12 protein-coding genes, 1 pseudogene and 1 riboswitch are annotated in these 11773 nt (G+C 27.5%); of the genes and pseudogenes, 10 read left to right on the top strand and 3 right to left on the bottom strand.

The window, feature by feature from the left end:
- Positions 1 to 121: 121 nt before the first annotated feature.
- Positions 122 to 634 carry a L,D-transpeptidase gene (locus ABUA17_RS17810; RefSeq protein WP_042402588.1) on the bottom strand — a complete coding sequence of 171 codons (513 nt, stop codon included), beginning with the start codon at positions 632 to 634 and terminating at the stop codon, positions 122 to 124.
- Between the two features lie 206 nt (positions 635 to 840).
- On the opposite strand from ABUA17_RS17810, the gene ABUA17_RS17805 reads away from it, so the two are divergent.
- From ABUA17_RS17805 to yidA, 3 genes are all read left to right on the top strand, one after another.
- Positions 841 to 1122, top strand: coding sequence for an ATP cone domain-containing protein (locus tag ABUA17_RS17805; RefSeq protein ID WP_042402585.1), 282 nt, complete (start codon positions 841 to 843; stop codon positions 1120 to 1122).
- Positions 1123 to 1235: 113 nt separating this feature from the next.
- Positions 1236 to 1508 carry an ATP cone domain-containing protein gene (locus ABUA17_RS17800; RefSeq protein WP_042402581.1) on the top strand — a complete coding sequence of 91 codons (273 nt, stop codon included), beginning with the start codon at positions 1236 to 1238 and terminating at the stop codon, positions 1506 to 1508.
- A gap of 87 nt (positions 1509 to 1595) precedes the next feature.
- Entirely contained in the window at positions 1596 to 2399 is an 804-nt protein-coding gene (yidA, locus tag ABUA17_RS17795; protein WP_042402578.1) for a sugar-phosphatase, read from the top strand.
- A 75-nt stretch (positions 2400 to 2474) separates the two neighbouring features.
- Here the strand turns inward: yidA and ABUA17_RS17790 are convergent, their stop codons facing one another.
- Together ABUA17_RS17790 and ade are read right to left on the bottom strand one after the other, a co-directional pair.
- Positions 2475 to 2969 (bottom strand): DedA family protein, encoded by a 495-nt coding sequence (locus tag ABUA17_RS17790; RefSeq protein ID WP_195951840.1) that lies wholly within the window; start codon positions 2967 to 2969, stop codon positions 2475 to 2477.
- A gap of 48 nt (positions 2970 to 3017) precedes the next feature.
- Complete coding sequence (ade, locus tag ABUA17_RS17785; protein WP_195951839.1) at positions 3018 to 4757, bottom strand: adenine deaminase; 1740 nt, start codon at positions 4755 to 4757, stop codon at positions 3018 to 3020.
- Between the two features lie 32 nt (positions 4758 to 4789).
- A riboswitch (purine riboswitch) is annotated at positions 4790 to 4892 on the bottom strand.
- Positions 4893 to 5020: 128 nt separating this feature from the next.
- On the opposite strand from ade, the gene metA reads away from it, so the two are divergent.
- The 7 genes and pseudogenes from metA (at position 5021) to ABUA17_RS17750 (ending at position 11610) form a co-directional block, all read left to right on the top strand.
- The gene (gene metA, locus ABUA17_RS17780) at positions 5021 to 5935 is read left to right on the top strand and encodes a homoserine O-acetyltransferase MetA (RefSeq protein WP_154821329.1); all 915 of its coding nucleotides are present in this window, start codon (positions 5021 to 5023) and stop codon (positions 5933 to 5935) included.
- Between the two features lie 463 nt (positions 5936 to 6398).
- Positions 6399 to 7613 carry an anaerobic ribonucleoside-triphosphate reductase gene (gene nrdD / locus ABUA17_RS17775; protein ID WP_341349594.1) on the top strand — a complete coding sequence of 405 codons (1215 nt, stop codon included), beginning with the start codon at positions 6399 to 6401 and terminating at the stop codon, positions 7611 to 7613.
- A 307-nt stretch (positions 7614 to 7920) separates the two neighbouring features.
- Positions 7921 to 8052 carry a hypothetical protein gene (locus ABUA17_RS17770; protein ID WP_260457849.1) on the top strand — a complete coding sequence of 44 codons (132 nt, stop codon included), beginning with the start codon at positions 7921 to 7923 and terminating at the stop codon, positions 8050 to 8052.
- A 123-nt stretch (positions 8053 to 8175) separates the two neighbouring features.
- Positions 8176 to 9132 (top strand): annotated as a pseudogene (nrdD, locus tag ABUA17_RS17765) (anaerobic ribonucleoside-triphosphate reductase); the annotation flags it as partial.
- Between the two features lie 59 nt (positions 9133 to 9191).
- Positions 9192 to 9689 (top strand): anaerobic ribonucleoside-triphosphate reductase activating protein, encoded by a 498-nt coding sequence (gene nrdG / locus ABUA17_RS17760; protein WP_042402564.1) that lies wholly within the window; start codon positions 9192 to 9194, stop codon positions 9687 to 9689.
- Positions 9690 to 9903: 214 nt separating this feature from the next.
- A complete protein-coding gene (locus tag ABUA17_RS17755) occupies positions 9904 to 10623 on the top strand; it encodes a hypothetical protein (protein WP_042402561.1) in 720 nt (239 codons plus the stop codon).
- 117 nt (positions 10624 to 10740) lie between these two features.
- Positions 10741 to 11610, top strand: a complete 870-nt coding sequence (locus tag ABUA17_RS17750; protein WP_195951838.1) for a YitT family protein — start codon at positions 10741 to 10743, stop codon at positions 11608 to 11610.
- Positions 11611 to 11773: the final 163 nt, after the last annotated feature.

The raw sequence follows: 11773 nt of genomic DNA, 5'->3' as shown, positions 1-11773 counted from the left end.
TAACATGAACGTACCCGTATGGGTTATTTTTTTTGCAATTAATTAGTGTTGCACTTGATATTGTAATTTATCATATTAAAAGAAAATACGAAAATATTTTTAAATGCATCATATAATAATACTAAGTTATATAGATAGTACTACCTGATGGGAAATTATCATAAATCCATTTTGCATTTTTTGTTGATAAACGAACACAACCGTCTGTTAATTGCATACCAAGTCTAGGATCTCTAATACTTCCATCTAAATTATACGGTATGGAATGAAATAAATAATTATCCTTTATTTGCGTGTAATATAAACAGCGAAAACCTCTTGCTTCACCAAATGAATATCCTTTAGGACCGGCATAGAAAATACCTTTTATAGTAGGGGCACTAGGTTTTCCGATAGTGCAAATATAAGAATCAATTAAGGTCCAATTGTTTATACTTCCTTTAAATATATTTGTTTTAAAGTTTGAAGTATCTACCCAAATTAAGTATTTAGTTTTACTAGAAAGGTTACTATTATTTATGAAGTTATAAGCATCATTTTCATAAGAAGTTGAATTTCTTAAGGAAGATGATAAAATATTAATGCCATATCTAGTAAGGTGATAAAAATTTTTTAGTTTAGTGATAAAACTCATATAAATTGCTCCAAAGAATGTTTTATAGTATATTTTACGAAAAGAACAAATAAATGTTAAATATAAAAAATAATTATTTGAGATAGTTGCAAATTAATGTAATAAAAAATATAAATAAGGAGTAATATTTAAGTGTGAAAAAAACATGAAATCGTTTAAATTACTTTTATGATAGTGTATAATTTTAATACGGGGGTGTATTTACAATGAAAGTAATTAAAAAGGATGGTAGAATTCAAAGTTTTGATATTAGTAAAGTTAGAAGCAGTATATTAGGTGCATCTATTGATAGTAACACTATTATAAATGAGTCAGATTTAAAAATTGTTAGTAATAGAGTAGTAAAAGTGTTAAATAGTATAAGAGAAGAAAATGGGATTACATCAACTTATGAAATCTTTGCAGTAATTATTGATTCTCTTAATAAATATAGATTTAAGGACATAGCAAGTGCCTATTTAGGCTATAAAGAGAAGTGTTGTAAATAATAGAAAATATCATAAAAGAAGAGGTTGTAAATTATAAAGTACCATTATATAAAGTGTTTTATGATTTACAACTTATTTTTTTGCTAATAATAATTAATGAGGAGGTGTAAGTAATGAAAGTAGTTAAAAAGGATGGAAGTATTGAATCATTTGATGCTAATAAAATTGCAAATAGCATATTGAATGCAACCAGGGATAAGAAAGCATTATTAAATGAATCTGATATTAAAATAATTATAGAAGATGTAATTGATAGAATAAAAAAGTTTAGGGGAGAAAATGATAGCACTTCAAGCTATGAAATAACAGGTGTAGTTATTAGTATGTTAGATAGAGATGGATTTGATGATGTTATAAGTTCATTTATAGGATATAAAAAGGAGTAATTTTATATCATACATACACCATGTACAAAGTTCTGTTTTATGTTATAATAAAACAGAATTTTGTATTAAGGAATGGTGAAGGAATTTATGTATAAATTAATAGCAATAGATATGGATGGGACTTTACTTAAAAATGATAAATCTGTTTCAGATAGAACTAAGAAAGCTATAAAAGAAGCTCAAGAAAAAGGTGTTAATGTTGTAATTGCTACAGGAAGACCAATTGATGGTGTTACAAGATATTTAGAAGAGCTTGATATGCTTGGAGAAAATGATTATGTTTTAAGTTATAATGGTGGATTAGTTTTAAAGGCAAAATCTAGAGAAGTTATATCAAAAACAGTATTAAGTGGTTCTGACTTACATTATTTACATAAACTAAGTAAGGATTTAGGTGTTAATATTCATGCTTTTTCTGAAGTACATGGATTAATAACTCCTAAAAATAGTAAATACACAGAAGTTGAAGCAAATATAAATGGTATTAACATAGGAATTAATGATTATTCTGAAATTGAAGATGATCATAGTATAGTAAAGGTAATGATGATTGATGAGCCAGAAGTGTTACAAAAGGCTGTAGATAATTTACCAAAAGAAGTATATGAAAAGTATACAGTAGTAAGAAGCACACCTTATTTCTTAGAATTTTTAAATAAAGCAGTTAATAAAGGAACAGGTGTTGAATTATTAGCTAAGCATTTAGGGGTTAAACAAGAAGAAGTTATGACTTTTGGAGATGCTGAAAATGATCTTGATATGATTGTTTATGCTGGAATGGGAGTAGCAATGGCTAATGCATTTGATGAGGTAAAGAAAGCTGCAAATTATATTACTGATTCAAATGAAGATGATGGAGTTGCTAAGGCTATAGAAAAGTTTGTTCTTTAATAGGTAGTAAAAAGAACTTTAATAAATAATAAAAGGAGGACTTGCCCTTAATTAGGACAAGTCCTTTAGCATTAATTAGTATTTGATTGGTATTAGATAGCCAACCAAAATAAGTAGTATATCCCAAATGAAAATTCCTATTGAAGAATACAAAAGGAAATCCCTTAGCTTTACTTTAAATATACCAGCAACAAGAGAAATCCAACTTCTTATGGAAGGAATTAAGCGCCCAAATAAACAAATTTTCGTTCCATATTTATTAGACATATTCATTGCTTTATCAAAAACTTTTTGTAGTTTAGGAAATTTATTATAAAGATAATCATATATTTTACTTCCAAACTTATAAGATATAAAATAAAAAACAATATTTCCCAAAATAGATGCAAAGATAGTTAAAAGTAATATTTTTATAATGCTTAAATTATTTAAACTTATTAATATTCCTATGGCAGGCAATATTATAGTAGATGGTATACCAGTTAAATTCAGTGATTCTAGAAACATTATTATAAATATAATATAGATGTTATGGCTACTTAATACTGAAATCATTTCCTTTATATCCATTTTGTTATACCTCTTAAATCAAAATTTTAAGAATATTATAACACAAAACTATTCTGCAACAGGGATAAAGTTAAAGCTTCTTACATCAAATAATCCTTTATCAGTGATTTTGATTTCAGGAATAACAGGTAAAGATAAAAATGATAGTGTTAAAAATGGATTAAATGTAATTGTAGGTGCTAGTATTTTAACTGCATCATGAAGTTTAGTTAAATCAGATATTACTTCTTCACATGCACGAGAAGTAATAATTCCACCTATTTCTAGAGATACAGAAGCAAGAGTTTTTCCATCTTTAACAACTATGATTCCGCCATTAATTCTTTTTAGTTCTTCTGCTGCATATATCATATCAGCATCATTAGTTCCACAAATAATCATATTATGAGAATCATGTGCTATAGTTGTAGCTATTGCACCAGATTTTAAATCTAATCCTTTTAAAATTCCTAATCCAATATTTCCGGTATTTTTATGACGTTCAATAACCGTAATTTTTAATAAATTGTCTTTTGTTGTACAACTTGTGAATTCATCTTTAAGGTTTAAGTCTTCTATATTAATTTTTAAATGATTGCTTTCTAATTTATTTGGTATTAATTCTATAACATTTAAGATAGATTTATTTTTTATATCTATTTTTAAGCTATCTTTAGTTAGTTTAGGTAAATTAATTGAATTATTTAATATTGGAGCTGAGTATAAATCAGCTATATCAATAACTAATTTGTTATCTTTCACTATCAATTTACCATTTTTATAAACAGAATTAATTTTGAATTCTTCTAGATTATCAAGAATAATAAAATCTGCAATATATGAAGGAGCTATAGCACCTTTATTTTTTAAGTTGTAGCATTCAGCTGCATTTAATGTAGCCATTTGAATTGCAATTTCAGGAGCAAGTCCATTTTTAATACACATTTTAATTGATGTATCTATACTGCCATTTTTAGATAAATCATCAATATGCTTATCATCAGTACATAGGCAAAGACGTCTGCTATTAAAGATTGATGCACCTTTTATTAAATCATTTAAGTTTTTAGCAACAGTTCCTTCTCTCATAAGTACATAAATCCCACGTCTTACTCTATCAACTAATTCTTCATAGGTAGCACATTCATGGTCTGTTTTTATATTTGCTGTAGAATAAACATTGACTGAATGAGAATTTAATCCTGCACCGTGTCCATCAATAATACCATTATTTGAAATTGCATCGAAAAGTTTATTTATCATATCATAATTACAATTTGATACAGAGGGATAGTCCATTACTTCAGCTAGACCTAAAACTTTTGAATCACTATAGTAATTTTTTAAGTCTTCACTATTTAATACTGCACCAGAATTTTCAAATGGTGTAGAAGGTACACAAGAAGGAAGCATAAAATAAAAATCAAATGGAAGGTTTTTTGAGGAGTTAATCATAAATTCGATTCCAGCTTGTCCAATAACATTTGCTATCTCATGAGGATCTGCTATCAGCGAAGTTACTCCGTGTAATAATGCAGTTTTAGAATACTCTCTAGGAGTAAGCATTGATGATTCTATATGAGCATGAGAATCAATTAAGCTTGGACAAATAAACTTACCAGTTCCATCAATTTCTTCTTTTCCAGAATATTCACCAAGGCCAACAATGTATCCATTTTTTATAGCTACATCGCAAATAAAAGAGTTGCATTGAAATACATCAACTACAGAAATGTTTTTAACAACTAAGTCACAAGGAATAGCTTTATTAGCTGCTTTAATATTATCAATAAGAATTTCTTTATTCATTAATTAATCCACCTTTTCTAATAATACATTAACCTTCGTGGATTTTACTTCATAGTTAATATCATTTACGGTGATATAGTAGAGACGCCCAAACCATATTTTTAGGCTTATACGAAGGTTATTTTGATCATTATATGACTATAATTTTTTCATGTCAAAGGAAAAATTGTGGAAATTTGAAATCAACAAAGATTAATATTAATAATAAATATTCTAAAATTGGTAAAAATATGATTTAATATCTATGTAAGGAGGGGGAGGCTATGCCAATAAAAATTCCAAGAGATTTACCTGCATTTAAGGTTTTATCTGATGAAAATATATTTGTAATGAATAATGAGAGAGCTGGAAAACAGGATATTAGACCATTAAAGATTGCAATTTTAAATTTAATGCCTAAAAAGATTCAAACAGAAAATCAATTACTTAGGTATTTATCTAATACACCACTTCAAGTAGAAATTAAATTATTGCAAACTGAAAGTTATAGATCTACTCATACATCTCTTGAACATATGGAAAAGTTTTATAGTTTCTTTAATGATATAAAAGATGAGAGGTTTGATGGATTAGTAATAACAGGGGCACCAGTTGAGCAATTGGAATTTGAAGATGTAATGTATTGGGAAGAGTTAAAGGAAATAATGGAATGGGGCAAGAGTAATGTATTTTCTACTCTACATATTTGTTGGGGAGCTCAAGCTGGATTAAATTATCATTACGGTATTCCTAAGTATCAATTAGAAAAGAAAATGTTTGGTGTCTTTAAACATTATATAAATAATAAAAATGCTGATCTTACAAGAGGTTTAGATGATATGTTTTATGCACCACATTCTAGACATACAGAGGTGAAAAGAGAAGATATAGAAAAAATCTCTGAATTAGAAATATTATCTGAATCAGAAGAAGCAGGTATCTTTATTGTAGCAAATAAAAGTAGAAGACAAGTGTTTATTACAGGACATTTAGAGTATGAGAGAAATACTTTAAGTGATGAGTATTTTAGAGATTTTAATAAAGGTTTAGATATTGAAATTCCAAGAAACTATTTTCCAAATGATGATACATCACTTACACCAATGGTTACTTGGAGAGGTAGTGCAAATATAGTATTTAGTAATTGGCTTAATTACTGTGTTTATCAAAACACTCCATATGATTTGGAAAAATTATAGTTTTTTTACTTAAAAGATTAATATAAAATTACAATTATTTTTAGATGCGTTGAAAAGACAAAAGGTAAACTTTTGTCTTTTTATTTTAATAAAATTTTAAATTTTTTTATGTGAAATAATCAGCTTTAAGAAAGTCAGAATCAAAAAAGCATATCTCAAGATAAATTTCAAGTCGTGTTTTATAAAAAAATATGTAGTATAATGAAAAATGTTGTAAGGGTTAATGTATAAAAAAACAAATAAGGTTAATTAAGGAATATATAAAATAACGAGAAAATTGAAGTGCTTATAAGTATAAATACGAAAAATCTAAAAATATAACAACAACTATATATTGTATTTGTTTTAAAAAGGTAGTACAATATGTTGTGTATTTAAGAGGCGAAGTATTAATATAAGCACTATTTTTATGTGATTTTATATTGCATAATTTAAATATACTTAAGTTTAGGGAGTGGTATTATTGAAAGTAATTAAAAGGGACGGAAGTACAGTAGAGTTCGATAAGAGTAAGATTAGAGAAGCTATTTGTAAGTCTATGAAAAATGGTAGCGGGATATTTTTAGGTGATATCGCTAGATTAATAGCAAATGATGCTGAAAAATATTTTAGCAAGCAAGAGGAAATAGCTACAATATACAAAATAGAAAAATATGTATATGATAGATTAGTTCATTATGGTCAAGCTGAAACAGCAAGAGCATATGAAGGATATAGAGCTGTACAAGAATTTAAGAGAAATACTAATACTACAGATGACAGTATATTAGAGTTGCTAAGTAAGAGAAATGAAGATGTAATGAAAGAAAATTCTAACAAGAATCCTGTTGTTTCTGCAACTCAAAGAGATTTAATTGCAGGGGAAGTATCTAAGGATATTGCTAGAAGAAAGTTAATTCCTGCTCATATAGTGCAAGCGCATGATGAAGGAGCAATTCACTGGCATGATATGGATTATACTATATCACCAATGTTTAACTGTTGTTTAATAAACTTAGAAGATATGTTTACGAACGGTACAGTAATAAATGAAAAATTGGTTGAAGAGCCTAAAAGCTTTGGAACTGCATGTACAGTTGCAACACAAATAATAGCTCAAGTTTCATCTAATCAATATGGTGGACAAAGTATAACAATTAAGCATTTAGCTAAATATCTTAAGGTTACAGAAGAAAAATCATATAAACACTATATGGAAATGCTTAATGATGAGGTTCTTGCTACAAAGTTAGCTAAAGATGCAAAAATGAAGGAACTTAAAGATGGAGTTCAAACGATAAGATATCAATTATCTACATTACAAACGACGAATGGACAGGCTCCTTTTTCCACTATTTATCTGGAAATAGAAGAAGGTCATCCTTATGAAGAAGAGATGGCTATGATTTGTGAAGAAATGATAAGACAAAGACTTGAAGGGATGAAAAACTATAAGGGTCAAGAAATTGGAGAAGCATTCCCTAAGTTAGTTTACTTATTAGATGAGCATAATTGCCTTGAAGGCGGTAAATATGATTATATAACTAAGCTTGCAGCTAAATGTACAGCTAAAAGATTAGTGCCAGATTATCAAAGTGCTAAGATAATGAGAGAAAATTATGAAGGAAACACTTTCCCTCCTATGGGTAAAACTATTGCCCATATAAAACCTTGTGAACCATTAAAAATGGGTGTGTAATTTACTTTATATTTTAAAGTAGCAATAGGAAATGATTGCATAAAATTATGCTAACTGGGGAATCTAAGTCTTATATAGATATGACAATCCAGTGCCAAGCTAAATAATTTTTGGAGGTCCTCATGATAATATATAAGATAACTTGTATAGTCAATAACAAAGTTTATATAGGGCAAACTAGTGAAACTTTAAAGTAACGTTTTAGTAGACATATGGGGTACCAAAAAGAAGAACATGATACTAAATTTTATAGAGCAGTAAGGAAATATGGAAGAGATAAATTCTATAAAAGAATTACAGAGATACCATGGTAATAGCTAGGTGTAAAGGTAAAACTAAATCACCGTATAAAGGCTATAATTTTAAGTATTATGAAGATTATTTAGAAGGTCAATCGACTATCGAAAGTATAGCTAAAGAGAAAAACTTTAGTGAATAAACGAGTAGAGTACAAGTGAATTAAGTCATTTGGAAGTGCAAGGCTTCTAGTGTGTGGTAAAAATGCACTAGTTGAAGATATAGTCAGAGTGAGTAACCAGTATAGAAATATACATCTCGCTTGTGTAGATCACATCTATCTCCTAAAAAGGTAAATGGAGAATATAAGTGGTATGGAAGATTTAACCAAGGGGTAGTTAGTTTGAATTTACCACAAATTGCAATTATAGCTGATAAAGATATGGAAATGTTTTGGGAAATGTTAGATCAAAGATTAGATCTTTGTAAAGATGCATTAATAACAAGACATAAGATGTTACTTGGAGTAACTTCAGATTCAAGTCCAATACATTGGCAACATGGAGCTATAGCAAGACTTAAAAAAGGTGAAAAGATAGATAAACTATTAAAAAATGGTTATTCAACTCTTTCACTTGGATATGTTGGTATAGCGGAAATGGTTCAAGCAATGCTTGGAGTAAGCCATACTTCTGAAGAGGGAGAAAAGTTTGCTTTAGAAGTAATGAATCATATGAAAGAAAAATGTGAAGAATGGAAGGCTGAAACAGGTCTTGGATTTGGATTATATGGAACGCCAGCAGAAAGCTTAATATACAGATTCTGTAGAATAGATAAAGCTAGATTTGGTGAAATATCTAATGTAACTGATAGATTATATTATACAAATTCATATCATGTACATGTTTGTGAAGAAATAGATGCATTTAGTAAGTTAAAGTTTGAATCACAGTTCCACTCAATAAGTAGTGGAGGATGTATTTCTTATATAGAAGTACCAGATATGAATAAAAATGTTGAAGCTGTTGAAGAGATAATCAATTTTATATATCACAACATTCAATATGCAGAAATCAATACTAAATCTGATGTTTGTTTCAAATGTGGATTTAATGGTGAAATGCAATTAGATAAAGAAAGTTTAACTTGGCATTGCCCATCATGTGGAAATGATGATGAAAGCGAATTACAAGTTATGAGAAGAACTTGTGGATATATAGGAAGTTCTTATTGGAACAAGGGAAGAACAGCAGAAATTGGAGATAGAGTTCTTCATTTATAAAAAATGAGAGGGTTACCTCTCATTTTTTGCATAATATATAATTGGACAGGAGTGAAAGTATGAATTATGCAAAAATAAGAAAATTAGATGTTACAAATGGGCCAGGTATACGTACTACACTCTTTGTAAGTGGATGTACTCATAATTGCGAAGGGTGTTTTAATAAAGAGCAACAAGATTTTAATTATGGAAATAAGTTTACTAAAGAAACAGAAGATGAATTTATTCAATTAACTAAAAATAAACAAATAAAAGGTGTAAATATATTGGGTGGAGAACCAATGCAACAAATAATGGATGATACATTACTTAATCTATTAAAAAGAATAAAATTAGAGACAGATAAACCAATATGGCTATGGTCAGGTTATACTTTTGAAGAAATAGTTAATAATCCAAAAAGATTAGAAATACTAAGGGAAGTAGATGTTTTAATAGATGGAAAGTTTCAAGCAGATAAAAGAGATATAATGCTTAAATATAGAGGATCATCAAATCAAAGAGTTATAGATGTTAAAAAATCATTAGAGCAAGGCAATATAGTTGAAATATTGTAAAAATTTAATTAGCAAAATTAATCACAATAATAGTTATAAGGAAAAAGTTCTTTAGTAGCTGTTATTGTGATTTTTTTGAAAATATATAAAAAAAGTTGATTAAATATATTAAAAGAAGTTCAAATTAATTATACTAATAACATGGTAAGTTTTATAAAGAAAGGACTTGAGAAATATGGGGAAATTAAAAAAGTATATTTTTGTTCTATTTCTAATGATGAGTACGGTATTCATATTAATTGGATGTGGAGAGATAAAGCTAAGTAGTGATACTTCTATTAATATAGATGGGACTAGTGATACAAAAATAAAAATATATTATGATGATACTATAAATAAGTTGGTAGATAATGATTTGTTATCTAAAGTTATTGATGAAGTTAAAGATGATATGCCTGATAAAATACACTTTGGAGAAATAACTAAATCAAAGGAAGGAGACTTAAATACAGAAGAAATTAATATATCAACTGATAAAGTTGAAATTAATGAAGTATCAAATTTAAGCAATAATTATTTTAGTATAATTGAAGAAAAGGATAAAGGACTTTTTACTAACGAATATAAAGTAACACTTAAGCTTAATGATAGTGCAATAGATATTATTAGTGATTATATAAATAGCAATATAAATAATAATATAGGATTAAATTTGGGGAATTTAGTGAATAGAAATATATCTAACTTAATAGGTGATGTTCCAGTAGATTTATCAATATCTACGCCAGTTAAAATAGTAGATACTAATTCCAATGAAATAGTAAATGATAAGACTATAAAGTATTACTACACTATTAATGATTTAAATGAAAATAATAGTATAATGATAGGAATTAAAGTTCCTAATATACAAAATATAGTAATTATGTTGGTGATAATTGTTTTAATAATAATAGTAGCAATTATCTATTATATTAAAAGAAGAAAAAAATAAAATTTGTTAATTTTTATGCTATATTAATATGGTTTTTTATAAAATAATATAGAAATAATTCCAAGATTATTATAAACTATTTGTGAATATTTTTAGATAATAATCGGGGGATTAAATATGGAAGGTACAAAAGTAAAAAAGATTAAGCAGTATGGAATTATTATTATAGGGGCATTCTTATTTTGTTTAGGAGTTAATTTGTTTATATCTCCATTAGGGCTATATAATGGTGGGGTAGTAGGTATATCTCAAATAATTAGAACTATTATAGTAGATTATTTTCCAAGTGTAAAAAACTTTGAAATAGCAGGTATAATTAACTTTATTATTAATATACCATTATTACTTATAGCTTATAAAAGCATATCTAAGAAGTTTTTTATAAGAACTGTAGTAAGTGTAATATCGCAGACTATTTTCTTTACAGTAATTACAATTCCAAGTACAGCTATTATAGATGATCCGTTAGCAGCATGTCTTATTGGAGGAATCATTACAGGTGCAGGAATAGGGATTACATTAAAAGCCGGAGGCTCTGGGGGAGGAATAGATATACTAGGGGTATACTTTACTAAAAAATATAAAAACTTCAGTGTTGGAAAGTTAGGTATAATAATAAATGCTATAATTTATGGAATATGTGCAATTTTATTTGAACTACCTACAGCAATATATTCAGTTATTTATACGACATTCTTCTCAATGATAGTTGATAAAATACATTATCAAAATATAAATACTACGGCAATGATTTTCACAAAGATGGAAAATATAGAATGTGGTATAATGAAAGAGATGGGAAGAGGTGTAACTTGTTGGAATGGACAAGGCGCATATACTGGTGAAGAAAGCAAGATACTAGTAACTGTAATTTCTAAGTATGAAATAAATCAATTAAAAAGAATAGTTTTAGAAAAAGATTCTAAGGCATTTATTATATTTAATGAAGGCTTAAATGTTACAGGGAATTTTGAAAAAAGACTTTAAAAACATATAAATAAACAAAGGAGTTATTTACGTATTTTGTAAATAACTCCTCTGTTTATTTAAGGATTTATATTAATTTATTTTTAAAGACGAATTGTCAAGCTAAGTGCAACACTTAGCTTGTTCTTCGTTAAATGCTTCTAACGGTGTCTTGTATCCAAGA

Source organism: Clostridium sp. RTP31139st1_H3_RTP31139_211217 (assembly GCF_040227035.1).
GTDB classification, from domain to species: Bacteria; Bacillota; Clostridia; order Clostridiales; family Clostridiaceae; genus Clostridium; species Clostridium saudiense.
This window is presented reverse-complemented; position numbering and strand designations above follow the sequence as displayed.

Excerpts from the sequence above, each read along its gene's own strand:
- ABUA17_RS17810 (WP_042402588.1), bottom strand. The coding sequence starts at position 634 with ATGAGTTTTATCACTAAACTAAAAAATTTTTATCACCTTACTAGATAT.
- ABUA17_RS17805 (WP_042402585.1), top strand. The coding sequence starts at position 841 with ATGAAAGTAATTAAAAAGGATGGTAGAATTCAAAGTTTTGATATTAGT.
- ABUA17_RS17800 (WP_042402581.1), top strand. The coding sequence starts at position 1,236 with ATGAAAGTAGTTAAAAAGGATGGAAGTATTGAATCATTTGATGCTAAT.
- yidA (WP_042402578.1), top strand. The coding sequence starts at position 1,596 with ATGTATAAATTAATAGCAATAGATATGGATGGGACTTTACTTAAAAAT.
- ABUA17_RS17790 (WP_195951840.1), bottom strand. The coding sequence starts at position 2,969 with ATGGATATAAAGGAAATGATTTCAGTATTAAGTAGCCATAACATCTAT.
- ade (WP_195951839.1), bottom strand. The coding sequence starts at position 4,757 with ATGAATAAAGAAATTCTTATTGATAATATTAAAGCAGCTAATAAAGCT.
- metA (WP_154821329.1), top strand. The coding sequence starts at position 5,021 with ATGCCAATAAAAATTCCAAGAGATTTACCTGCATTTAAGGTTTTATCT.
- ABUA17_RS17770 (WP_260457849.1), top strand. The coding sequence starts at position 7,921 with ATGGTAATAGCTAGGTGTAAAGGTAAAACTAAATCACCGTATAAAGGC.
- nrdG (WP_042402564.1), top strand. The coding sequence starts at position 9,192 with ATGAATTATGCAAAAATAAGAAAATTAGATGTTACAAATGGGCCAGGT.
- ABUA17_RS17755 (WP_042402561.1), top strand. The coding sequence starts at position 9,904 with ATGATGAGTACGGTATTCATATTAATTGGATGTGGAGAGATAAAGCTA.
- ABUA17_RS17750 (WP_195951838.1), top strand. The coding sequence starts at position 10,741 with ATGGAAGGTACAAAAGTAAAAAAGATTAAGCAGTATGGAATTATTATT.